Below are 24,583 nucleotides of genomic sequence, written 5' to 3'. Positions count from 1 at the left end.
GTTCTTCAAACCAGTAACTCACCACCGCGCTATGGTAGTAGGCATGTCACTCAAAGGCTGATCGCTGGTGCCTATAAAAACGGGAGAACCCATGAAAACCCTTTTTGCAAAAACTGCCCTCGCAGGCCTGCTGTTCGGGGTGTCGTTGATGGCCAGTGCTGCCGACGTTCCACGCACGCCATCACCCGCCGGTGCCGAGGTGTACATCATTTCGCCTAAAGACGGCGCGACGGTGCCGGGGACGTTCAAGGTCCAGTTTGGCCTCAAAGGCATGGGTGTTGCGCCTGCTGGCGTGGACATTCCCGAAACCGGCCACCATCACTTGCTGATCGACGTCAAAGACCAGCCGGACCTCAATGCACCGCTGCCGATGACCGACAACATTCGTCATTTTGGTAAAGGGCAGACCGAAACCGAAATCACCCTGCCGCCCGGCCCGCACACCCTGCAGTTGTTGGTCGGCGACAAGAGCCACATTCCGCTGAACCCTTCGGTTGAGTCGAAGGTGATCAGGGTGAATGTTCGCTGAGGTTAGCAAGAATCCTGTAGGAGCTCACGAGCACCGCGAGGCAGCGATAGCGGTGTGTCAGGAATACCGCTATCGCTGCCTCGCGGTGCTCGTGAGCTCCTACAGGTATAGGCCAATACTCACAAAAAAAGGAGACCCGAAGGTCTCCTTTTTGTTGAGCCAGAAACGCTTAGAACAACACGCGGCTACGGATCGTGCCTTTGACGTGTTGCAGCTTTTCCTGGGCCAGATCGGAATACTCGGCATCGACGTCGATGACCACGTAACCGACTTTCTCGTTGGTCTGCAGGAACTGACCGGAGATGTTAATGCCGTTTTCGGCGAAGACCTTGTTGATCTCCATCAGCACGCCCGGGATGTTCTCGTGGATGTGCAGCAGGCGGTGCTTGCCAGGGTGAGCAGGCAGGGCCACTTCAGGGAAGTTGACCGAAGACACCGACGTACCGTTGTCGCTGTATTTGACCAGCTTCTCAGCCACTTCCAGACCGATGTTGGCTTGTGCTTCGGCGGTCGAACCACCGATGTGCGGGGTCAGGATCACGTTGTCCAGGCCGCGCAGCGGGCTTTCGAAGATGTCGTCGTTGGAGCGAGGCTCAACCGGGAACACATCGATAGCGGCGCCGATCAGGTGCTTGTCCTTGATGGCGTCAGCCAGTGCGTCGAGGTCCACGACCGTGCCGCGAGCGGCGTTGATCAGGATGGCGCCCTTTTTCATGGCGCGGATTTCTTTCTCGCCAATCATCATTTGGGTGGACGGCAGTTCAGGCACGTGCAGAGACACGATGTCGGCCATGCCCAGCAGCTCGTTCAGGCTTGGTACCTGAGTGGCATTACCCAGTGGCAGCTTGGTCAGCGGATCGAAGAAGAACACCTGCATGCCGAGGCTTTCGGCGAGTACAGACAACTGGGTACCGATCGAACCGTAGCCGACGATGCCCAGTTTCTTGCCACGGATTTCGAACGAGTTGGCAGCGCTTTTGATCCAGCCGCCACGGTGGCAGGATGCATTTTTCTCCGGGATGCCGCGCAGCAGCAGGATCGCTTCAGCCAGGACCAGTTCGGCGACCGAGCGAGTGTTGGAGTACGGCGCGTTGAACACCGCGATACCGCGCTCGCGAGCCGCGTCCAGATCAACCTGGTTGGTACCGATGCAGAAGCAGCCGACCGCGACCAGTTTCTTCGCGTGATCGAACATTTCTTCTGTCAGCTGGGTGCGAGAACGGATGCCGATGAAGTGAGCGTCGGCGATCTTTTCTTTCAGTTCGGCTTCCGGCAGAGACTTGGTGTGGTACTCGATGCTGGTATAACCGGCTGCCTTGAGGACATCCACAGCGGATTGATGGACGCCTTCGAGAAGAAGGAACTTGATCTTGCTCTTGTCGAGGGAAGTCTTGCTCATCTGCTTTAACCTGTGTCCCGGAGAAATTTGGCAGTAAGTGAAGCGGTCGCGAATCGGGCCGTCAGCTCGATTGGCGGGGGGCGTATGCTAGCATATGCACCCCGCTAAACCCCATTCCTGGACGTGAAGCGTTCTCAGGATGACCATGAATTGTTCGAGAGTTCCGTCGATGATCCATTCTGCGCTGGTAGATGAACTGAAGACCCTGGTTGAGCCTGGAAAAGTGCTGACCGATGCCGCATCCCTTGAGACTTACGGCAAGGACTGGACCAAACAATTCACACCTGCGCCCGTTGCCATTGTCTTTCCCAAGACTGTCGAGCAGGTTCAGGCCATCGTCCTGTGGGCCAACGAACGCAAGGTCGCGCTGGTGCCATCTGGCGGCAGAACCGGGCTTTCGGCGGCGGCCGTGGCGGTCAATGGTGAAGTGGTGGTTTCGTTCGATTACATGAATCAGGTGCTGGAGCTGAACGTCACCGAGCGCACGGCTCGCGTTCAACCCGGCGTAATCACCAGGCAACTGCAGAGCCTCGCGGAAGAAAACGGCCTTTACTACCCGGTGGATTTTGCATCCTCGGGTTCCAGTCAGATTGGCGGCAACATCGGCACCAATGCTGGCGGGATCAAGGTCATTCGCTACGGCATGACCCGCAATTGGGTCGCGGGCCTGAAAGTGGTGACTGGCAAGGGCGACATCCTTGAGCTGAACAAGGACCTGATCAAGAACGCCACCGGTTACGACATGCGCCAGTTGTTCATCGGTGCCGAAGGTACGCTGGGCTTTGTCGTCGAAGCGACCATGCGCCTTGACCGCGCTCCCAAGAACCTGACCGCGATGGTGCTGGGCACTGCTGATTTCAACTCGATCATGCCGGTGCTGCACGCCTTCCACGGCAAGCTGGATCTGACGGCGTTCGAGTTCTTCTCCGACAAGTCGTTTGCCCGCGTCATGGCCCGCGGCGACGTACCTTCGCCCTTTGATACGCCTTGCCCGTTCTATGTGCTGCTGGAGTTCGAAGCCACCACCGAAGACCTGGCCAATGAAGCATTGGCGATCTTCGAGCATTGCGTCGAGCAGGGCTGGGTGCTGGATGGCGTGATGAGCCAGAGCGAGCAGCAACTGAAAAACCTTTGGAAGCTGCGCGAGTACATCTCTGAGACCATTTCCCACTTCACGCCTTACAAGAACGACATCTCGGTGACTGTTTCAAAAGTGCCGGCGTTCCTGGGTGAAATTGATGCGATCGTTGCCGAGCACTATCCCGATTTCGAGGTGCTCTGGTACGGCCATATCGGTGATGGCAACCTTCACCTGAACATCCTCAAGCCTGAGGCGCTCGACAAGGAAGAGTTCTTCGTCAAATGCGCCCGTGTAAACAAGTGGGTGTTCGAAACCGTGCAGAAGTACAACGGCTCGATTTCCGCCGAGCACGGTGTGGGCATGACCAAGCGTGATTACCTGACGTACAGCCGCTCGCCGGTGGAAATCGAATACATGAAAGCCATCAAGGCGGCATTCGATCCCAACGGCATAATGAACCCCGGAAAAATCTTCGCTGTTTAATTGGCCGTCACTATCTATAGTGGCGTGACCACAACGAGACCAAGGAGCCGCCATGAGCTATCAGCATAAGTATGTCGACGGAACGAGCATCCACTTTCCCATGGGCAAGGCTGTATGCGTGGGGCGTAACTACGCCGAGCACGCCAAGGAACTGAATAACGCGGTGCCTACAGAGCCGCTGCTGTTCATCAAGCCTGGCAGCGCCGTAGTTGCGCTGGAAGGTGGTTTCACCATTCCGGCTGATCGTGGCGCGGTGCACTACGAAGCGGAAATTGTCGTGCTGATCGGCAAGCCGTTGACCAAGAACCCGACCCGTGAAGAAGTGCTGGACGCTATTTCCGGCTTTGCTCCCGGCCTGGACCTGACCCTGCGTGACGTGCAGACCAAGCTGCGCGACAAGGGTTACCCATGGGAAGAAGCCAAGTCTTTCGACGGTGCCGCTGTTATCGCCCCGTTTGTTCCGGCTGAAACCTTCTCCGACCTGACCGACATCGGCATTCGTCTGACCATCAATGGCGAAGTCCGCCAGGACGGTAACAGCCGCGACATGCTCAATCCTATCGTGCCGGTGATTCAGCACATGGCAGCCTGCTTCTCGCTGCAGGCCGGTGACGTCATCATGACCGGCACTCCGGCAGGCGTTGGCCCGCTCTTGGCTGGCGATGAGCTGGTACTGGAACTGGTAGGTCAGAAGCCTTTCGAAAGCAGCGTTCGCTGACTTTTTAAGCGGTAACCAAAAACCGTCTGGGATGCGCATCACAGGCGGTTTTTGCGTTTTTTGCAGCCTCAATCGGTCAATTGGCGTTTTTTTCACAATTGATCTGGATAATCCGGCCTCCAGCTCCCCGCTTGGGGCACTGTGCCACTGGATGTTATCCATACTTGGGAACGCTCATGACCAACCCGTCATCTTCTGCCAAATCGCCACGTCGCCTACCTCGCCCGCGCTGGTACGTCTGGCTGTTGCTGGTTGTGGTGATTGCAGGCGGCGTTGCCCATGCAATGCATTGGGATGATCGTGGTCGGCTATGGCTGGGGGAGCGTTTCGAAAGTCTTGCCAACCGCGAGGCCAGTGTCTGGCTGCCGGACTACGTTGTCGACATTGACGCCAAACCGCTTCCAGGCATGGAGGACGATGAAGCGTCGGATGTGTCTTATAACCCGGTGACCAAAACACTTTTTGCGGTCATGGGAAAGAATCCCTTTCTGGTCGAATTGACCCTCAATGGCGACGTGCTGCGCAAGATCCCGTTGATTGGGTGGAGCAATCCCGAGGCGGTTGCCGTCATGGAAAATGGCTTCATGGCCATTAGCGATGAGCGCCAGCATCATCTGACTATCGTCAAGGTCACGCCGGAAACCACCACCCTTAATATCGCTGATTTCCGGGAATACGACCTCGGTCCATCCGATAACCAGAATAAAGCGTTCGAGGGCACTGCCTGGGATCCGCGTCGTCAGCAATTGCTGCTGGGGGAAGAACGCCCCGCTGCGATATTCACCTGGGAAAGCGACGGTAGCGACGTCTTGAAAGGGGAGAAGCAAAAGGTCGAGAGCAAGTCTCTGGATATGCGCAATCTCTCTTCATTGACCGTCGAACCCCGTACCGGGCACACCCTGGCCCTGTCCGCAGACTCACACATGCTGCTCGAACTGGATGAAAACGGCCAACAGGTCAGCTTCATGACTTTGCTGGGTGGATTCAACGGTCTGAAAGACACTATTCCACGCGCTGAAGGTGTAGCGTTTGATGACGACGGCAATTTGTACATCGTCAGCGAGCCGAACCTGTTTTATTCGTTTAAGAAGAAGTAGGTCAGGTTCTGTCGAGCTGCCTGTAGGAGCTGCCGCAGGCTGCGAACTGCGGTACATCAGATGAAACGCCTTCGCAGCCTTCGGCAGCTCCTACAGGATCATTTGCGTGTGATGGCTCGCCGCCATTAAGCTTCAATTCATATTCGCATGGTATCCATGCTATCCGCCTGAACCTCGAGCAACCTGAATGCGCCTGCTTCTCTCCCGAAAAATCCTCATCCCTCTGCTCATTCTTCTCACTGTATTGGCGTTTTTTGCGGGTCGTGAATATCGCGTCGTTGAGCGTGCATCCTTCAACTGGAGGATTTTGTGGCAGGGCGAGGACGCCCAGGCTATCGGCCTGGGGGGCTATAAAGTCGTCATAGAAGCTCAACCCATTGCGGGCCTGGATTCTGATGCGTCGGCGCTGAGCTACGATCCAGATCGTAAAAGCCTGTTCACGGTGACTAACAAAGACGCCCAACTGGTTGAATTAAGCCTGGATGGTAGAACGCTGCGCCGCATTCCGCTGACGGGGTTCGGTGACTCGGAAGCGGTCGAATACATCAGCCCTGGTGTTTATGTCATTAGCGATGAGCGTAAGCAGCGCCTGATCAAGATCCACGTCGATGATGAAACCACTTTTCTGGACGCCAAAGATGCCGAGCAACTGACACTGGGTATCGGCTCCGGTAATAACAACGGTTACGAAGGCTTGGCGTATGACACGAAAGGCCAGCGCCTTTTTGTCGCCAAGGAGCGTCGACCGGTCCAGATAATCGAGGTGCGCGGTTTCCCGTATGCCAACGTCGAAACGCCCAATGTAGAGGTGTCTTCCGACTCTCAGCGTAATGCAGAGATTTTTGTGCGGGACATTTCCAGCCTGCAATTCGACGAGCGTAGCGGGCATTTACTGGCGCTGTCGGATGAGTCCCGACAAATCGTTGAGCTCGATACCAAAGGCCGTGCGGTGGGTAACGTTTCGTTGAGCAAGGGCTCAATGGGCCTTGGCAAAACCGTCCCCCAGGCCGAGGGTATCGCCATGGATGACGAAGGTACCCTGTACCTGGTGAGCGAGCCGAATCTGTTTTATGTGTTCAAAAAGCCCTGAGCAGCGCGCCTGACGTGGGACCGGCTTCAGCCGGGAAGGCAACATTCCTGACAATAAAGATGTAGCGAATGTACCAATCCCTTCCCGGCTAAAGCCGGTCCCACGTCAAGCTCGCGAAGGCATCAACGCGTCAGCGTCTTCACCCCTTCACTCGTCCCCAGCAGCAGCAAGTCTGCAGGGCGCGCAGCAAACAGGCCGTTGGTCACAACGCCAACGATGGCGTTGATCTGGCTTTCCAGTTCGGCAGGACTGGTGATGTTCATGTTGTGCACATCAATAATGATGTTGCCGTTATCGGTCAGCACGCCTTCGCGATAAACCGGGTCGCCGCCCAGCTTTACCAATTGGCGGGCAACGTGGCTGCGCGCCATCGGGATCACTTCGACTGGCAGTGGGAACGCACCCAGCACCGGCACCAGCTTGCTGCCGTCAGCGATGCAGATAAAAGTCTTGGCAACGGCTGCAACGATCTTCTCGCGGGTCAATGCTGCACCGCCGCCTTTGATCAGGTTCAGGTGCTCGTCGCTTTCATCCGCGCCGTCGATATAGAACTCCAGATCGCTGACAGTGTTGAGCTCGTAAACCGGGATGCCGTGGCCTTTGAGGCGTGCAGCAGTGGCTTCGGAGCTGGCAACTGCGCCGTCGAAGGCGCCTTTGTGCAGGGCCAGTGCATCAATGAAACAGTTGGCAGTGGAGCCGGTACCGACGCCGACGATGCTTTTGTCGTCCAGTTTCGGAAGGATGAAGTCCACAGCGGCCTGCGCCACGGCTTGTTTGAGTTGATCCTGGTTCATGCGGGCTCCACGGGTGCCGGGTTGTTCACGTATGGTAGGAGCGAACTTGTTCGCGAGGGGGCCAAGTCTGCGTACACAGGCACAACGCCTCGCGAACAAGTTCGCTCCTACCGGTAATGTGTAAAAGGGCGCGCATTATAGCGACATGCCAGCGCCAAAGCCCCGTGATTCGTGTGGTCGTGCATCGGGGCGCGGGTTAGACTTCCCGTCCTTGCCCTTTCGCCAGTGATGTCGCCGTGATGCTTGAACAGTACGTCAAAAAGATCCTCACCTCCCGCGTCTACGACGTGGCCGTGGAAACCCCGTTGCAGGGCGCTCGTCAGTTGTCCGAAAGGCTTGGCAATCAGGTGCTGCTCAAGCGCGAAGACTTGCAGCCGGTGTTCTCGTTCAAGATTCGTGGCGCGTACAACAAGCTGGCGCAGCTCAGCCCTGAAGAACTGGCCCGGGGTGTCGTCACCGCCTCGGCAGGTAACCACGCGCAAGGTCTGGCGCTGGCGGCGAAAACCCTGGGCGTCGCAGCGACGATCGTGATGCCCAAGACCACGCCTGAAATCAAGGTGGAAGGCGTGCGTTCCCGGGGCGGTAAAGTGGTGCTGCATGGCGATTCTTTCCCTGAGGCGCTGGCCCATTCGCTGAAACTCGTCGAAGAAATGGGCTTCGTTTACATCCATCCCTATGACGACCCAGACACGATTGCCGGGCAAGGCACCGTGGCCATGGAGATTCTGCGCCAGCATCAGGGGCCGCTGGACGCGATTTTTGTCCCGGTGGGCGGCGGCGGTTTGATCGCCGGTATCGCGGCTTACGTGAAATACCTGCGGCCGGACATCAAGGTCATCGGCGTTGAGCCGGATGATTCCAACTGCCTGCAACAGGCCATGGCCTACGGCGAGCGGGTTGTGCTGCAACAGGTCGGTCTGTTTGCGGACGGCGTGGCTGTGGCGCAAATTGGCGAGTACACCTTCGACATCTGCAGGCATTACGTCGACGAAGTGATCACGGTCAGCACCGATGAAATCTGCGCGGCCATCAAGGACATTTACGACGACACCCGCTCGATCACCGAACCTTCCGGGGCACTGGCTGTTGCCGGGATCAAAAAGTATGTCGAGCAGGAAGCCGTCAGCGGCCAGACATTTGTCGCCATCGATTCAGGTGCCAACGTTAACTTTGACCGCTTGCGCCACGTGGCCGAGCGCGCCGAGCTGGGTGAAGGTCGCGAAGCCATCATCGCCGTGACCATTCCCGAGCAGCCAGGCAGCTTCAAGGCGTTCTGCGAAGCGATTGGCAAGCGCCAGATCACCGAATTCAACTACCGTTATCACACCGACCGCGAGGCGCACATTTTTGTTGGCGTGCAGACGCATCCGGACACTGATCCACGTAAGGGCCTGATCTCAAGCCTCACCGAGCAGGGCTTCCCGGTCATCGACCTGACCGACAACGAACTGGCCAAGCTTCACATTCGGCATATGGTCGGTGGTCATGCCGAGCGGGTCAGCGACGAAGTGGTGTTCCGCTTCGAATTCCCGGAGCGTCCGGGCGCGCTGTTCAACTTCCTCAACAAGCTGGGCGGCCAGTGGACGATTTCGATGTTCCACTACCGCAACCATGGTGCTGCGGATGGTCGTGTGGTGGCGGGGCTGGTGGTGCCAGAGGAAGAACGGCACCTGGTTCCGGCGGCGTTGGCCGAGATTGGCTACCCGTATTGGGATGAGAGCAAGAACCCGGCGTATAAGCTGTTTTTGGGCTAATAAAATGATCCCGGTAGAAGCGAACTTGTTCGCGAGGCGGCAGGCCTGCGTACTCAGATGCATCATCTCGCGAACACGTTCGCTCCTACCGATTCACCTGCGGAGCTTATAGAACATGGACCATCTCACCGCCCTGAAAACCTTGCACATCTCGGCGACGGTGCTGTTTTTGCTTAGCGCCCTCGGTCTGACTATCTGGCTGATCAAAGGCCGCAGGGCAGGGTTTACCACCAATCACACCCGCTTGTTGCTACGTCCCCGGCTGTTCGCCTGGATCCTGATGGGGTTGTGCCTGCTGACCATGCCGATCACCGGTTGGTGGCTGGCGCACCTTGTTGGCTGGCCGTTGGGGCAAACCTGGATATTGGCGAGCAGCGTGCTCTACACCTTAGGCGCGTTGAGCTGGCTCTGGCTGGTGGCGCGTCTGAACAAGTTGCGAATTGATCCAGTCAGGGGTGGTTTGAAGTTCACCCTGGCGTTGGCGATCTTTGCGGCCGTCTGTTTCATCGCCATTGCTGGGTTGATGGGCGCGAAGCCGGTTTGAGGCTAAAGATTAGCTAACCTGGATGCAATCTCCTTGTGGGAGCGGTGCTTGCCCGCGATACGGTTTAGGTGATCCACCTGCAGAACTGCGGTGTCCTTATCGCGGGCAAGCACCGCTCCCACAGGGGCAGTATTCCACAGTGCGATCGTATTTCGCTGGAGTCATCCGCGCAGCGTAATCACCGGCCAGCCGCGGCTTTCAGCTTCTGCGCGCAATTTCGGGTCCGGGTCTACGGCTACCGGGTTGGCAACCTTTTCCAGCAGCGGCAGATCATTCAGAGAATCGCTGTAGAAGTAGCTGTCTTCCAGGCTCAACTGGTTTTCTTCCAGCCAACGGTTCAGTCGTGTCACTTTGCCTTCGCGGAAGCACGGCACATCGGTGGTGCGTCCGGTGTAGCGCCCGTCGACCATTTCGCACTCGGTGGCCAATAGCGTCTCGATACCCAGGCGCTCGACGATTGGTCCGGTGACAAAGCGATTGGTGGCGGTAATGACGACCAGTTTGTCGCCTGCTGCGCGATGTTTGGCGATCAGTTCCAGCGCCTTCGGCAGGATGATGGGTTCGATGCAATCACGCATGAAATCACGATGCCACGCGTCTAGCTGGGCCATCTCGGTGCTGCCGAGGATTTCCAGTGAGAAGTTCAGGTAGTCGGTCAGGTTCAGAGTCCCGGCCAGGTAATCCTGATAAAACTCATCGTTGCGGGTTTTGTAGGTGGCGGTATCCAGGATGCCGCGTTCGCACAGGTAATCACCCCAGGCGTGGTCGCTGTCGCCACCCAGAAGCGTGTTGTCGAGGTCGAATAAAGCCAGGCGCATGCGGTTACTCGCTGAAATTGCTGAAAAAAGAGCACCAGAATACGAGGTTTTCACAACTCTTCACATAACCTGCTAAGCCTCGTTGCTGCTTTGATCGGCTTTGTGGAACAATGCGGTGACATGCGTTTGCGAGGTTGTTGCCGTGATCGACCCCGATGGTTTCCGTCCTAATGTCGGGATAATTCTGACAAACGACTCCGGCCAGGTCCTATGGGCTCGGCGAATCAACCAAGATGCCTGGCAGTTTCCACAGGGTGGTATCAACCCTCAGGAGACGCCGGAAGACGCGCTTTATCGTGAGTTGAACGAAGAAGTCGGGCTTGAACCTGAGGATGTGCAAATTCTTGCCTGCACTCGGGGTTGGTTGCGCTATCGTTTGCCGCAACGACTGGTCAGGACGCACAGCCAACCGCTGTGCATCGGCCAGAAGCAAAAATGGTTTCTCCTGCGCCTGGTCTCCAACGAGCAGCGGGTGCGGATGGATTTGACCGGGAAGCCGGAGTTCGATGGCTGGCGATGGGTCAGCTATTGGTATCCGCTGGGTCAGGTGGTGACATTCAAGCGCGAGGTGTATCGACGCGCACTCAAAGAGCTTGCCCCGCGCCTTTTGTCGCGCGACTGACACGGAGTTCGACCCCGAGCCATGCTCAATACGCTGCGCAAGATCGTCCAGGAAGTTAACTCCGCCAAGGATCTCAAGGCGGCGTTGGGGATTATTGTGTTACGCGTCAAAGAGGCCATGGGCAGCCAAGTCTGCTCGGTCTATTTGCTCGACCCCGAAAGTAACCGCTTTGTGCTGATGGCTACCGAGGGCCTGAACAAGCGCTCCATCGGCAAAGTCAGCATGGCGCCGAACGAAGGCCTGGTTGGCCTCGTGGGTACCCGTGAAGAACCGCTGAACCTCGAAAACGCCGCTGATCACCCGCGCTATCGCTACTTTGCCGAGACTGGCGAGGAACGTTATGCGTCGTTCCTCGGCGCGCCGATCATTCACCATCGTCGTGTGGTGGGTGTACTGGTTATCCAGCAAAAGGAGCGCCGCCAGTTCGACGAGGGTGAAGAGGCGTTCCTCGTAACCATGAGCGCGCAGCTTGCCGGGGTTATCGCCCACGCTGAAGCCACTGGCTCGATCCGCGGTCTGGGGCGTCAGGGCAAGGGGATTCAGGAAGCGAAATTCGTCGGTGTTGCCGGTTCTCCGGGGGCCGCCGTGGGCGTTGCGGTGGTCATGTTGCCACCTGCGGACCTCGAAGTGGTCCCGGACAAGACGGTCACAGACATCAAAGCCGAGCTGGCCCTGTTCCAGACCGCCCTTGAAGGCGTGCGCAGCGACATGCGCGCATTATCTGCCAAGCTTGCCAACCAGCTGCGCCCTGAAGAGCGCGCCTTGTTCGATGTTTACCTGATGATGCTCGACGACGCCTCGCTGGGCAGCGAAGTGACCAACGTCATCAAGACTGGCCAATGGGCGCAGGGCGCACTGCGCTCGGTGGTCAACGAGCACGTCAAACGTTTCGAATTGATGGACGATGCCTACCTGCGCGAGCGTGCCTCGGACGTCAAAGACCTGGGCCGTCGCTTGCTCGCATACTTGCAAGAGGCGCGGCAACAGACGCTGGTGTATCCGGACAACACGATCCTTGTCAGTGAAGAGCTGACGGCTGCCATGCTGGGCGAAGTTCCGGAAGGCAAGCTGGCTGGTCTGATTTCGGTACTTGGCTCCGGCAACTCCCACGTAGCGATCCTGGCCCGAGCCATGGGTATTCCCACGGTCATGGGGGTGGTCGACCTGCCTTATTCCAAGGTAGATGGCATTGAGCTGATCGTCGACGGCTACCACGGTGAAGTCTTCACCAACCCCAGCGATGCCATGCGCAAGCAGTTCGCCAAGGTCGTTGAAGAAGAGCGTCAGCTGTCCCAAGGGCTGGACGCATTGCGCGAGCTGCCTTGCGTCACGCTGGACGGCCATCGTATGCCGCTGTGGGTCAACACCGGCTTGCTGGCTGACGTGGCTCGCGCTCAGCAGCGCGGCGCTGAAGGTGTAGGTCTGTATCGCACTGAAGTACCTTTCATGATTCAACAGCGCTTTCCGAGCGAGAAAGAACAGCTGGCGATCTATCGCGAGCAACTGGCGGCCTTTCACCCGCTGCCGGTCACCATGCGCAGCCTGGACATCGGCGGTGACAAAGCCCTGTCTTATTTCCCGATCAAGGAAGAGAACCCGTTTCTGGGCTGGCGCGGTATTCGCGTCACCCTCGACCACCCGGAGATCTTCCTGGTGCAGACCCGTGCGATGCTCAAGGCCAGTGAAGGCCTGAACAACCTGCGGATTCTGCTGCCGATGATCTCCAGTACCCACGAAGTGGAAGAAGCGCTGCACTTGATTCACCGGGCTTGGGGCGAGGTACGCGACGAAGGTACCGATGTGCCGATGCCGCCTGTAGGCGTGATGATCGAAGTACCCGCTGCGGTTTATCAGACCCGCGATCTGGCGCGTCAGGTGGACTTTCTGTCGGTGGGTTCCAACGACTTGACCCAGTATCTGCTGGCGGTGGATCGCAACAACCCAAGGGTTGCCGATCTATACGACTACCTGCACCCGGCCGTGCTGCAAGCGTTGCAAAACGTGGTTCGCGATGCTCATGCCGAAGGCAAGCCGGTCAGTATCTGCGGCGAAATGGCTGGCGACCCTGCCGCTGCGGTGTTGTTGATGGCGATGGGCTTCGACAGCCTTTCGATGAACTCCACCAACCTGCCGAAAGTGAAATGGATGCTGCGTCAGATCCACCTGAGCAAGGCCAAGGAATTGCTGGCGCAGTTGATGACCAACGACAACCCGCAAGTGATCAGCAGCTCGCTGCAACTGGCGCTGAAGAACCTGGGGCTGTCACGGATGATCAATCCGGGGTCTGTGAAAGGGCATTAATTCTTGGATTGAAATGCGATCTCTTGTGGGAGCCGGGCTTGCCCGCGATGCAGACACCGCGGTCTACCTTATAGATCACTGATCGTCGGAATGCCGCCCAGACTAATCCCAGCTCCCACAGGATTCACTGATGACGTGGGACCGGCTTTAGCCGGGAAGAGGCCAGTACATTCAGTACATCTTCATCGTCAGAAATACCGCCTTCCCGGCTAAAGCCGGTCCCACGTCGGGCTGCGGGCAAACATAAAATCAAGCGGAGAGCAGTGAGCGCATTAGTTCTTAGCCTGAAATCCTTTTCCCCTGTGGGAGCCGGGCTTGCCCGCGATGCAGACACCGCGGTCTACCTTATAGATCACTGATCGTCGGAATGCCGCCCAGACCAATCCCAGCTCCCACAGGATTCACTGATGACGTGGGACCGGCTTTAGCCGGGAAGAGGCCAGTACATTCAGTACATCTTCATCGTCAGAAATACCGCCTTCCCGGCTAAAGCCGGTACCACGTCGGGCTGCGGGCAAACATAGAATCAAGCGGAGAGCAGTGAGTGCATTAGTTCTTGGATTGAAATGCGATCTCTTGTGGGAGCCGGGCTTGCCCGCGATGCAGACACCGCGGTCTACCTTATAGATCACTGATCGTCAGAATGCCGCCCAGACCAAGCCCGGCTCCCACAGGATTCACTGATGACGTGGGACCGGCTTTAGCCGGGAAGAGGCCAGTACATTCAGTACACCTTCATCGTCAGAAATACCGCCTTCCCGGCTAAAGCCGGTCCCACGTCGGCCTGCGGGCAAACATAAAATCAAGCGGAGAGCAGTGAGTGCATTAGTTCTTGTATTGAAATGCGATCTCTTGTGGGAGCCGGGCTTGCCCGCGATGCAGACACCGCGGTCTACCTTATAGATCACTGATCGTCGGAATGCCGCCCAGACCAATCCCAGCTCCCACAGGATTCACTGATGACGTGGGACCGGCTTTAGCCGGGAAGAGGCCAGTACATTCAGTACATCTTCATCGTCAGAAATACCGCCTTCCCGGCTAAAGCCGGTACCACGTCGGGCTGCGGGCAAACATAGAATCAAGCGGAGAGCAGTGAGTGCATTAGTTCTTGGATTGAAATGCGATCTCTTGTGGGAGCCGGGCTTGCCCGCGATGCAGACACCGCGGTCTACCTTATAGATCACTGATCGTCAGAATGCCGCCCAGACCAAGCCCGGCTCCCACAGGATTCACTGATGACGTGGGACCGGCTTTAGCCGGGAAGAGGCCAGTACATTCAGTACACCTTCATCGTCAGAAATACCGCCTTCCCGGCTAAAGCCGGTCCCACGTCGGCCTGCGGGCAAACATAAAATCAAGCGGAGAGCAGTGAGTGCATTAGTTCTTGTATTGAAATGCGATCTCTTGTGGGAGCCGGGCTTGCCCGCGATGCAGACACCGCGGTTTACCTTATAGATCACTGATCGTCGGAATGCCGCCCAGACCAAGCCCAGCTCCCACAGGATTCACTGATGACGTGGGACCGGCTTTAGCCGGGAAGAGGCCAGTACATTCAGTACATCTTCATCGTCAGAAATACCGCCTTCCCGGCTAAAGCCGGTACCACGTCGGGCTGCGGGTAACCCCAGAATCTCCCACAGGATCTAAAGCCTCAACTCCACCTCACCCAATCTCCCGCCATAAGGCCCGAAACTGTGTTCAACGAAGTGCCGGCTGCCGTCAGCATTGACGATCAGCACCGTGCTGGCGCGGGTGCCGTAATTTGGGCTGGCGATGAACAGGCTCGACAGCAGTTTTTCGGTCTCCAAACTGACGCCCGTATCAGGCAGCTCAGCGGTCGGAGCGGTGGTCGGGTCGCTTAACAAGGCCATGAGCGCCAGTGGATCTGGATCATCAAGTTGGGTGCTCAGTGCAGCTCTGGCTTTCTTGACCTTTGGCCATGGCGTATCCAGTCCTGCGTTGGAGAGACCATAAACACCCTCATCGAGCCAACGCGGTTCAGGGTTGGAGCTGTTGAGGTAGTACAACTGCTGACGATCACCCACCAGCAGATTGAAACCGCCGTATTCATCCGATCTGTTGGCTACCTCGGCAAGATAATCTTCGACCGGAATATCACTGGTCAAAAATTGAGCAGCCAGTTCGCCTCGTGACCGATGCCCCAGTGGCAAGCTCGGGTTGCGAATATTGGTCAGCGCGGCAAAACGCCCGTCTGCGGTAATCCCTAGCCAGGTTCCGCCTGCTTCGAGGTCCCGCCCGGCGTAGACCTGTGGTGCGTCTGCCCACTGCGCGAGAGGTTGAGTCGGGCGTGCGTAGAACTCGTCACGATTGGCCGCGACGATCAGCGGCCGGGCGTGAGAAGGGCGCCAGGCGAAAGCGATGAGACACATGCAGTACTCCTTTTTCAGCCACTTTACTCACACATGAAGCTTGCATCCATCGCGCGCCGCTAGAGCGACGGGCCGGGCTCCGGTAACATGCCGGTCTCTTTTCGTCATGCCCGGCCAATAGCTGTTCAGCACGGGTTTATGTTTCCTGCTTTAGTGTGTCTGGTTAAGTGCTCGCAAGAGCGTTCCCATTTAAGGAGTTGCAATGCTGCCTTACCCGCAGATTGACCCGGTGGCGGTAGCCATCGGCCCGCTGCAAATTCACTGGTACGGTTTGATGTACCTGGTCGGGATTGGCGGCGCGTGGCTGCTGGCATCGCGGCGGTTGAACAGCTTTGATCCGACCTGGACCAAGGAAAAGCTCTCCGACATGATTTTCTGGCTGGCCATGGGCGTGATCGTCGGTGGGCGATTGGGTTATGTGTTGTTCTACGACCTGCCCGCGTACATCGCCAATCCACTGTTGATCTTCGAAGTCTGGAAGGGCGGCATGGCGTTCCACGGCGGTTTCGTCGGGGTCATGATCGCGGCATGGTGGTTCGGCCGACGCAATGGCAAGTCGTTCTTCGAACTCATGGATTTTGTTGCGCCCATGGTGCCGATTGGGTTGGGTGCGGGTCGTATCGGCAACTTCATCAACGCCGAGTTGTGGGGCAAACCGACGGATTTGCCATGGGCAATGGTCTTCCCGCCCTTCAGCGATCCGGCGCAATTGCCACGTCATCCTTCGCAGTTGTATCAATTCGCACTCGAAGGTGTGGCGCTGTTCCTGATTCTCTATCTCTTTTCTCGCAAACCCCGTCCAACGATGGCTATTTCCGGCATGTTCGCCCTGTTTTACGGGCTGTTCCGGTTCCTGGTCGAATTCGTGCGGATGCCCGACGCGCAACTGGGTTATCTGGCATGGGGCTGGGTCACCATGGGGCAGATTCTCAGCCTGCCGATGATCATCGCCGGTATCGTGCTGATCTGGCTGGCCTACAATCGCGCGCCCGCTGGCAAGAACGCGGCGGTCTAACACCGAAACGTCGGGCGAGGCTGCCCGGCGGATTCACGAAGCAGGTAATTTATGAAGCAATATCTGGATCTGGTCGCCCACGTCATCAAGAACGGCACGTTGCAGGCCAACCGCACCGGTGTGAAAACCATCAGTTTTCCCGGCGCCATGCTGCGTTACGACCTCAAGGAAGGCTTCCCGGCAATTACCACCCGGCGTATGGCCTTCAAGTCGGCCATCGGCGAAATGGTGGGCTTCCTGCGTGGCGTGAACAACGCGGCTGAGTTTCGCGAACTGGGCTGCAAAGTCTGGGACCAGAACGCCAACGAAAACGCCCAATGGCTGGATAATCCGTTCCGCAAGGGCGAAGACGATCTGGGCGAAATCTATGGCGTGCAATGGCGCAAGTGGCCTGCTTACAAGCGCATTGACCTGAGCAACCCGAAAGCCATCGAACTGGCGCTAAGCCAGGGCTATCAGCAGATCGCTCAATCAGAGGAAGACGGTCAGCCTTACGTGGTGCTGTATAAGGCCATCGATCAGATTCGTCAGTGCGTCGACACCATCATCAAGGATCCGGGCAGCCGCCGTATTCTGTTCCACGGCTGGAACTGCGCTCAGCTGGATGAAATGGCGTTGCCGCCATGCCACCTGCTGTATCAGTTCCACCCGAATCAGGAGACCAAAGAGATCTCCCTGACGCTGTACATCCGCTCCAACGATCTGGGCCTGGGCACGCCGTTCAACCTGACCGAGGGTGCTGCGCTACTGAGCCTGATCGGCCGTCTGACGGGCTACACGCCGCGTTGGTTCACGTATTTCATCGGCGATGCCCATGTCTACGAAAACCACCTGGACATGCTCAACGAACAGCTCAAGCGCGAGCCGTATCCGATGCCGAAACTGGTGATTTCCGACCGCGTGCCGGAGTTTGCCAAGACCGGTGTGTATCAACCGGAATGGCTGGAGCAGATCGAGCCTTCAGACTTCTCGCTGGAAGGTTATGAACACCACCCGGCAATGACCGCGCCGATGGCGGTTTAGAACATTGCTTTGATGCTTTTATGTGGGAGCGGTGCTTGCCCGCGATTCAGGCGCCTCGGTGCATCAGACATACCGAGTAATCTGCATCGCGGGCAAGCACCGCTCCCACAGGGAATGTGCGAGGCCGTTCGATCGCCTCAATGCCCATGACTCCTGCCCACATGGGAGTGCTCTACATCAGCGGTCACCACGCTGCCGCTGACTTCCAGTCGATCCAGAATCCCGCAATGATCCGGTGCACCGTCGCTGCAGCGTTGGCGCAGGTCCAGTAGCTGAGTCTGCAAGGCTTGCAGGCTGGCGATGCGGTCATTGACGTGCTGGATGTGTTCATCAATCAGCGCATTGACACTCATGCACTGGTCTTGCGGGCTGTCACGCAAGTTGAGCAGGCTGCGTATTTCCTCAAGGGTCATGTCCAGGCTGCGGCAATTGCGAATGAAGGTCAGCCGCTCCACATGGGCCTGGGTGTACAACCGATAGTTGCCGTCGCTGCGGGCAGGTGCCGGGAGCAGGCCTTCGCGCTCGTAATAACGGATGGTTTCCACCTGGGCATCAGTCAGTTTTGCCAGCTCGCCAATCTTCATCGTCGTCGTTCCTGTTTTAGTGCTTGACCCTATAGTGGCTACAGGGTGTTCACTTGGCAACAAGCACGATAAAGGACCGGACCATGAGCCAGTTGACCCCTGTTCACGACAAGCACGATCACGATCACGACAAGCATGACCATGAAAGCCACGATCATCAAAGCCATGACCATTCCCAGCATGATCACGGTAAGGTCGAACAAGGTCACGGCAGTTGCTGCTCGTCGAAAGTCGCGCCTGCGGTGGTCACGTTCAGCGATGCCCCGGCATCGGGCGCGCAACTGAGCACATTCCGTATCGAGCAGATGGATTGCCCTACGGAGCAGACGCTCATCCAGAACAAGCTGGGCAAACTGGCCGGCGTGCAGAAACTTGAATTCAACCTGATCAATCGCATGCTCGGCGTCTGGCACGAACTGCCGTCTACCGATCCGATTCGGGACGCTATCGCTTCGTTAGGCATGCAGGCCGAACCGATTGAAGAGGGCGCAGAGGCAGCGCCTGCCCCGGTGGTGAAAAAAGCCTGGTGGCCGTTGGCGCTGTCCGGCGTGACTGCGCTGGCCGCTGAAGTCATCCACTTCGGCTCATTCGCGTCGGATTGGGTTGTGGCCATCGTGGCGCTGGTTTCCATCCTCAGCGGCGGTTTGGGCACTTATAAAAAAGGCTGGATCGCACTCAAGAACCTCAACCTGAACATCAACGCGTTGATGAGCATCGCTGTGACCGGTGCCGTGTTGATCGGGCAATGGCCAGAAGCAGCGATGGTGATGTTCCTGTTCACCGTCGCCGAGCTGATTGAAGCCAAGTCCCTGGACCGCGCCCGCAACGCTATCAGCGGCTTGATGCAGCTCACGCCGGAACTGGCCACCGTGAAACAGGCGGATGGTCAGTGGTTGGAACTGGAAGCCAAAAACATCGAGTTGGGCGCCATTGTCCGGGTTAAACCGGGTGAGCGCGTCGCACTGGATGGTGAGGTGGTATCCGGTAACTCCACGATTGATCAGGCGCCGATTACCGGTGAAAGCCTGCCGGTCGAGAAAACCATTGGCGATAAAGTCTTTGCCGGGACCATTAACCAGTCCGGTTCGCTGGAGTATCGCGTGACGGCTGCGGCCAATAACTCGACGCTGGCGCGGATCATTCATGCGGTTGAGGCGGCCCAAGGTTCGCGGGCACCGACTCAGCGTTTCGTCGATACCTTCTCGCGCATTTATACCCCGGCGGTATTCATCTTCGCGCTCGGCGTCGCAATCATCCCGCCGCTGTTCATGGGCGCAGCCTGGTTCGACTGGATCTACCGCGCGCTTGTGCTGCTGGTGGTGGCTTGCCCTTGTGCATTGGTCATTTCCACTCCGGTGACCATTGTCAGCGGGCTGGCGGCTGCGGCGCGCAGAGGCATCCTGATCAAGGGCGGCGTGTACCTGGAAATGGGCCATAAGCTTGATTACCTGGCTCTGGACAAGACCGGCACGATCACCCACGGAAAGCCGGTGCAGACCGATTTCCTGTTGCTTGAGTCAACCGCTGCGGATCGGGTTCCGGGTGTGGCGGCGAGTCTGGCGCGGCGCTCTGATCACCCGGTTTCCCAGGCAATTGCCAAGGCAGCCGAGCAAGACGTTAATGCCCATGAAGTCAGCGCGTTCGAAGCGTTGGCTGGACGCGGCGTGCGCGGCGAGATCAATGGCGAGCTTTACCATTTGGGCAACCACCGTTTGGTGGAAGAGCTGGGCCTTTGCTCACCCCAGTTGGAGGCACAACTGGATGCGCTGGAACAGCAAGGTAAAAGTGTCGTGCTGCTGCTGGACAAATCTGGCCCGCTGGCGTTGTTTGCAGTGGCCGATACGGTCAAGGAGAGCAGCCGCGAAGCGATCCAGCAACTGCATGAACTGGGCGTCAAAACCCTGATGCTTACCGGTGACAACCCGCACACCGCCAAGGCGATCGCTGCGCAGGTGGGTATCGATTCGGCTCAGGGCAACCTGATGCCAAGCGACAAACTGGAGGCTATCGAAGCGCTGTATGCCAAAGGGCATCGGGTCGGCATGGTCGGCGACGGCATCAACGACGCACCCGCGCTGGCACGCTCCGAGATTGGCTTCGCCATGGCGGCAGCGGGTACCGATACTGCGATTGAAACGGCGGATGTCGCCTTGATGGACGACGATCTGCGCAAGATTCCGGCGTTTATCCAACTGTCGCGTCGGACGTCGGCGGTATTGAAACAGAACATCTTCCTCGCCTTGTTTATCAAAGCGATCTTCCTGGCGATGACCTTTGCGGGCGTGGCGACGATGTGGATGGCTGTGTTCGCGGATATGGGTGTGAGTCTGTTGGTGGTGTTCAACGGGTTACGGTTGCTTAAAAAGTAATGAGTTCGCTCCTACCGGATGGTGGATGATCCTGAAGATGCCAAGGTTGGCTGCCGCGTTACGGTAGGAGGCAACTTGTTGGCGAGGCGGTGTGTCAGGCGGACCGTCTCGCGAACAAGTTCGCTCCTACCGGTGAATGTATTACCTGCCAAATTTTTCCTGTCCCCACTCAATCATCTCTTCAACCAACTGCCTCAACACCACCCGCGTCGGCTCGGCCAGATCCGGCCGGTAGTGGAACGGCACGAATTCGTCCATGTAGGTCGCCTGCACAAGCTCCAGTTGCACGGCATGGATGTTGTTGGCCGGGTCGCCGTAGTGGCGGGTGATGTGTCCGCCTTTGAAGCGTCCGTTCAGCACATGGCTGTAATCGCCCGCGGCAGCGCAGGTGGCTTCTAGTCGTTTGGCCAGTTGCTCATCGCAGCTTGCGCCGTTGAAGGTGCCCAGGTTGAAGTCCGGCAAGCGGCCTTCAAACAGGTGTGGGATATGTCCGCGAATCGAGTGGGCATCGAACAGCAGCGCGTAGCCGAATTCATCTCTCAGGCGTGCAAGCTCTTGCTCAAGCGTCTGGTGATACGGCATCCAGATCTGCTCCAGATAAGTCGCCCGCTCTTCAGCGCTCGGTGCCAGACCGTCTTTGAATAGCGGCACGCCGTCGAACAGGATCGATGGGAACAATCCGGTCGTTGCCCCGGCATATAGCGGTTTGTCATCCGAGGGGCGATTCAGGTCGATCACAAAACGCGAATACTCGGCGGCCAAGGTGCTGGCACCCAGCTCTGCAGCGAAGTCGTAGAGCTGCGGGATGTGCCAATCAGTATCTGGCAGGCTCAGGGCTTCATCCACCAGCCCCGCCTCGACTGCAGGCGTCAGACGTAACCCGGCGTGGGGCATGCTGATCAGCAGCGGCACCCGACCGCGGGAAAACTTCAGAACGTTGTCCATGAATCTCTCCTGTTAACCATATATTGAACCCATTCCTGTAGGAGCTCACGAGCAACGCGAGGCAGCGATGGCGGTTTGCCTGACACACCGCCATCGCTGCCTCGCGTTGCTCGTGAGCTCCTACAGGTTCATTGATTCAACACCGTGACGGACGATGCGTTTGTCCAGATCGCCACCCAGCCAATACGCCAGATCAGCAGGACGTTCGATGTTCCAGGCCACGAAGTCTGCGACTTTGCCGACCTCCAGCGAACCATGGGTTTCGCCCAGGCCGAGGGCTTTCGCAGCGTTGATCGTGACCCCGGCGAGGGCTTCTTCGGGTGTCATGCGAAACAGCGTGCACGCCATGTTAAGCATCAAACGCAATGAAAGTGCGGGCGATGTGCCGGGGTTTAGGTCGCTGGCAATCGCGATGTCGACCCCGTGTTTGCGCAGCGCGTCCATCGGCGGCAATTGAGTTTCGCGCAGGAAGTAATAAGCGCCCGGCAGCAGCACCGCGACGGTTCCAGCCGCGGCCATGGCGACGGCATCGGCCTCGGTCATGAATTCCAGATGATCCGCCGACAAGGCTTGGTAGCGCGCCGCCAGGCTTGAACCTGCCAACGGCGAAAGCTGCTCGGCATGCAGTTTTACCGGCAAGCCCAACTGCCCGGCAGTGATGAAAACCTGCTCGACTTGCGCCGGGGAGAACGCCAGGTACTCACAGAACGCATCCACCGCATCGACCAAACCCTCCTCGGCCAGTGCGGGCAGCATTTCGCTACAGATGTGATTGATGTAGTCGTCAGCCCGGTTGGCGTATTCAGGCGGTAATGCATGGGCAGCCAGACACGTGCTGCGCACTGTCACCGGCAGCGTGTTGCCCAGTCGGCGGATAACCCGCAGCAGCTTGCGCTCGCTGGCCAGGTCCAGGCCGTAACCGGACTTCATTTCCACCGTGGTCACGCCGTCCTTGAGCAAATGCCGCAGACGGCGCTCGGCGCTGGCGTACAGCTCGTCTTCACTGGCGGCGCGAGTCGCGCGCACGGTGCTCGCAATGCCGCCACCGGCCGCGGCGATTTCGGCATAACTCACACCTTGCAGGCGCTGCTCGAATTCGCCGCTGCGGTTGCCGCCGAACACCGTATGAGTGTGGCAGTCGATCAGCCCCGGCGTGACCCACGCGCCGTTCAAGTCGATGACACTGTCGTAAGCGGTTTCAACGAGAGCCGATTGAGGCCCGATCCACTCGATCAACGCTCCAGAGGTCACGATGGCGGCATCTTCGACGATCGAGTATTTGCCTTGAGCCATGCTTGCTACGTGACAGTGTTTCCAGAGCGTTTTCATGTCCAGTCTCCGAGGTTACCGGTGGGTGGGAGGGGAATGTTCAGGGCGTTTTGCCGAGCCCGGCTTGCCCCAAATGTGGTAGGCCGCGATCAACAGCACAACCCAGCCTGCGCCAACGATCAGCGCGATACGGTTGTCCGGGAAATAACCCAGCACGCCGAAGATAAACAGCATGAAGACGATGGCTGCGGCGGGTGCGTAGGGCCAGAACGGCACCGGGAATTTCAGCTGCGCTGCGTCTTCGCGGCTCATCTTGCGGCGCATGGCGACTTGGGTCAGCAGGATCATCAGCCAGACCCAAACGGTGGCGAAGGTCGCAATCGAGGCGATGACCATGAACACGTTTTCCGGGATTCGGTAATTCAGCCAAACACCAAGCAACAGCGCGACGCCCATCACCAGCACGGTCATCCACGGCACGCCCTGTCTGGACAGTTGCGAAAACGCCGCCGGTGCCTGACCCTGTTGCGCCAGGCCGTACATGATGCGGCCAGCGCCGAATACGTCACTGTTGATCGCCGACACCGCTGCTGAAATCACCACAACGTTTAGCAGCGCAGCCGCCCATGGCAGGCCGAGGCTGGAGAAGATCTGCACGAACGGGCTGTTTGCCTTGGTGATCTGCGACCACGGGAACAGCGACATCAGGACGAACAAGGTGAGGACGTAGAACAGCAGAATGCGCAGCGGTACCGAGTTGATAGCCTGCGGGATGGTGCGTTGCGGGTCCTTGGCTTCGCCCGCCGTGATACCGATGATTTCGATACCGCCGAAGGCGAACATCACCACCGCAAAGCAGGCGATCAAACCGCCGATGCCATTGGGCATGAACCCGCCATGGCTCCACAGGTTGCTGATACTGGAAACCGTCTCGCCACTGCCCGACAGGTTGACCCCGAACAGCAGCAAGCCAAGCCCGGCGACGATCATTGCGACAATGGCGCCGACTTTGAGCAGTGACAGCCAGAACTCGGTCTCGCCGAAGACTTTGACGTTGCACAGGTTGAGCGCGCCGATCAGGAAGACGATGCCCAGTACCCATATCCAGCGGGGGACTTCCGGGAACCAGAAACCCATGTAAATCCCGAACGCGGTGACGTCAGCGATGCAGACAATGATCATCTCAAAGGCATAGGTCCAGCCGAGCACGAAGCCCGCCATTGGGCCCAGATACGTGCTGGCGTACTCGCCGAACGAGCCGGAGACCGGGTTGTGAACGGCCATTTCACCCAGGGCGCGCATGACCATGAACACCGCTGCACCGCCGATCAGGTAGGCCAGCAAAACGGCCGGGCCTGCCATCTGGATCGCCGAAGCCGAGCCGTAAAACAGGCCCGTGCCGATGGCTGACCCCAGCGCCATGAAGCGAATGTGCCGGGCCGAAAGCCCGCGTTTCAAACCTTGCTGTGACGTCATTTCAATCCAATCCAGTTTCTTTCCAGCGAACTGCCAGGTACTCAGGCGCGCAAGGATACCTGCTGGGTCGCGTCGGCCAAATCATTGGCCTGTCGGGTGTCGCCTGGCTGACATCCGGTGTCATGGATGTCTATACGTTTGCATATTGCATAGACCAAGTCGTGGGACCGGCTTTAGGGAAGGCGGTATTACTAACAATACGAATGCTTCGGATGTACTGGCCTCTTCCCGGCTAAAGCCGGTCCCACGTCATGCGCAGAACCTGTGGGAGCGGTGCTTGCC

General features: G+C 58.1%; 20 protein-coding genes. 12 read left to right on the top strand and 8 right to left on the bottom strand.

The window, feature by feature from the left end:
• Positions 1-91: 91 nt before the first annotated feature.
• Complete coding sequence (locus CKW31_RS01575; protein ID WP_095092611.1) at positions 92-529, top strand: DUF4399 domain-containing protein; 438 nt, start codon at positions 92-94, stop codon at positions 527-529.
• A gap of 169 nt (positions 530-698) precedes the next feature.
• Here CKW31_RS01575 and serA read toward each other — a convergent pair whose 3' ends face one another.
• On the bottom strand, positions 699-1,928 hold the full coding sequence (gene serA, locus CKW31_RS01570; RefSeq protein WP_095092609.1) for a phosphoglycerate dehydrogenase: 1,230 nt from the start codon (positions 1,926-1,928) through the stop codon (positions 699-701).
• A 169-nt stretch (positions 1,929-2,097) separates the two neighbouring features.
• Between serA and CKW31_RS01565 the strand changes: the two genes are divergently transcribed.
• The 4 genes from CKW31_RS01565 to CKW31_RS01550 all read left to right on the top strand — a co-directional run bounded on the left by CKW31_RS01565 (position 2,098) and on the right by CKW31_RS01550 (position 6,397).
• Positions 2,098-3,492, top strand: coding sequence for an FAD-binding oxidoreductase (locus tag CKW31_RS01565; protein ID WP_095092608.1), 1,395 nt, complete (start codon positions 2,098-2,100; stop codon positions 3,490-3,492).
• 52 nt (positions 3,493-3,544) lie between these two features.
• Positions 3,545-4,210, top strand: coding sequence for a fumarylacetoacetate hydrolase family protein (locus tag CKW31_RS01560; protein ID WP_087265896.1), 666 nt, complete (start codon positions 3,545-3,547; stop codon positions 4,208-4,210).
• A 176-nt stretch (positions 4,211-4,386) separates the two neighbouring features.
• Complete coding sequence (locus CKW31_RS01555; protein ID WP_095092606.1) at positions 4,387-5,307, top strand: SdiA-regulated domain-containing protein; 921 nt, start codon at positions 4,387-4,389, stop codon at positions 5,305-5,307.
• 187 nt (positions 5,308-5,494) lie between these two features.
• Complete coding sequence (locus CKW31_RS01550; RefSeq protein WP_095092605.1) at positions 5,495-6,397, top strand: SdiA-regulated domain-containing protein; 903 nt, start codon at positions 5,495-5,497, stop codon at positions 6,395-6,397.
• Between the two features lie 122 nt (positions 6,398-6,519).
• Here the strand turns inward: CKW31_RS01550 and rpiA are convergent, their stop codons facing one another.
• Positions 6,520-7,191, bottom strand: a complete 672-nt coding sequence (gene rpiA / locus CKW31_RS01545; RefSeq protein WP_095092603.1) for a ribose-5-phosphate isomerase RpiA — start codon at positions 7,189-7,191, stop codon at positions 6,520-6,522.
• A 239-nt stretch (positions 7,192-7,430) separates the two neighbouring features.
• Here rpiA and ilvA point away from each other — a divergent pair, with 239 nt between their 5' ends.
• Together ilvA and CKW31_RS01535 are read left to right on the top strand one after the other, a co-directional pair.
• A complete protein-coding gene (gene ilvA, locus CKW31_RS01540; protein WP_095092602.1) occupies positions 7,431-8,945 on the top strand; it encodes a threonine ammonia-lyase, biosynthetic in 1,515 nt (504 codons plus the stop codon).
• 115 nt (positions 8,946-9,060) lie between these two features.
• Complete coding sequence (locus CKW31_RS01535; RefSeq protein ID WP_095092600.1) at positions 9,061-9,489, top strand: DUF2269 domain-containing protein; 429 nt, start codon at positions 9,061-9,063, stop codon at positions 9,487-9,489.
• 161 nt (positions 9,490-9,650) lie between these two features.
• Here CKW31_RS01535 and CKW31_RS01530 read toward each other — a convergent pair whose 3' ends face one another.
• Positions 9,651-10,307, bottom strand: coding sequence for an HAD family phosphatase (locus CKW31_RS01530; RefSeq protein WP_095092599.1), 657 nt, complete (start codon positions 10,305-10,307; stop codon positions 9,651-9,653).
• Positions 10,308-10,449: 142 nt separating this feature from the next.
• Here CKW31_RS01530 and CKW31_RS01525 point away from each other — a divergent pair, with 142 nt between their 5' ends.
• Together CKW31_RS01525 and ptsP are read left to right on the top strand one after the other, a co-directional pair.
• Complete coding sequence (locus CKW31_RS01525) at positions 10,450-10,929, top strand: RNA pyrophosphohydrolase (protein ID WP_027898512.1); 480 nt, start codon at positions 10,450-10,452, stop codon at positions 10,927-10,929.
• 21 nt (positions 10,930-10,950) lie between these two features.
• Positions 10,951-13,230, top strand: a complete 2,280-nt coding sequence (ptsP, locus tag CKW31_RS01520; RefSeq protein WP_095092597.1) for a phosphoenolpyruvate--protein phosphotransferase — start codon at positions 10,951-10,953, stop codon at positions 13,228-13,230.
• 1,643 nt (positions 13,231-14,873) lie between these two features.
• Here the strand turns inward: ptsP and CKW31_RS01515 are convergent.
• Positions 14,874-15,620: an NRDE family protein gene (locus CKW31_RS01515; RefSeq protein WP_095092596.1), complete on the bottom strand. Its 747-nt coding sequence runs from the start codon at positions 15,618-15,620 to the stop codon at positions 14,874-14,876.
• A 202-nt stretch (positions 15,621-15,822) separates the two neighbouring features.
• On the opposite strand from CKW31_RS01515, the gene lgt reads away from it, so the two are divergent.
• Both lgt and CKW31_RS01505 read left to right on the top strand, forming a co-directional pair.
• Positions 15,823-16,635, top strand: coding sequence for a prolipoprotein diacylglyceryl transferase (lgt, locus tag CKW31_RS01510; protein ID WP_095092594.1), 813 nt, complete (start codon positions 15,823-15,825; stop codon positions 16,633-16,635).
• Between the two features lie 51 nt (positions 16,636-16,686).
• Positions 16,687-17,658, top strand: coding sequence for a thymidylate synthase (locus CKW31_RS01505; RefSeq protein WP_095092592.1), 972 nt, complete (start codon positions 16,687-16,689; stop codon positions 17,656-17,658).
• A gap of 137 nt (positions 17,659-17,795) precedes the next feature.
• On the opposite strand, the gene cadR is transcribed toward CKW31_RS01505, so the two are convergent.
• Positions 17,796-18,242 (bottom strand): Cd(II)/Pb(II)-responsive transcriptional regulator, encoded by a 447-nt coding sequence (cadR, locus tag CKW31_RS01500; RefSeq protein WP_095092590.1) that lies wholly within the window; start codon positions 18,240-18,242, stop codon positions 17,796-17,798.
• 83 nt (positions 18,243-18,325) lie between these two features.
• Between cadR and CKW31_RS01495 the strand changes: the two genes are divergently transcribed.
• Positions 18,326-20,611, top strand: coding sequence for a heavy metal translocating P-type ATPase (locus CKW31_RS01495; RefSeq protein ID WP_095092588.1), 2,286 nt, complete (start codon positions 18,326-18,328; stop codon positions 20,609-20,611).
• A 141-nt stretch (positions 20,612-20,752) separates the two neighbouring features.
• Here CKW31_RS01495 and hutG read toward each other — a convergent pair whose 3' ends face one another.
• The 3 genes from hutG to CKW31_RS01480 form a co-directional block, all read right to left on the bottom strand.
• A complete protein-coding gene (gene hutG, locus CKW31_RS01490) occupies positions 20,753-21,556 on the bottom strand; it encodes an N-formylglutamate deformylase (RefSeq protein ID WP_095092586.1) in 804 nt (267 codons plus the stop codon).
• 120 nt (positions 21,557-21,676) lie between these two features.
• On the bottom strand, positions 21,677-22,885 hold the full coding sequence (gene hutI / locus CKW31_RS01485; protein WP_095092584.1) for an imidazolonepropionase: 1,209 nt from the start codon (positions 22,883-22,885) through the stop codon (positions 21,677-21,679).
• Between the two features lie 15 nt (positions 22,886-22,900).
• The gene (locus tag CKW31_RS01480; protein ID WP_095092582.1) at positions 22,901-24,301 is read right to left on the bottom strand and encodes an amino acid permease; all 1,401 of its coding nucleotides are present in this window, start codon (positions 24,299-24,301) and stop codon (positions 22,901-22,903) included.
• Positions 24,302-24,583 lie beyond the last annotated feature (282 nt).

Source organism: Pseudomonas sp. Irchel 3A5, assembly GCF_900187575.1.
GTDB classification, from domain to species: Bacteria; Pseudomonadota; Gammaproteobacteria; order Pseudomonadales; family Pseudomonadaceae; genus Aquipseudomonas; species Aquipseudomonas folii.
The sequence above is the reverse complement of the archived record's forward strand: the minus strand, read 5'-3'. Positions and strand labels throughout refer to the sequence as shown.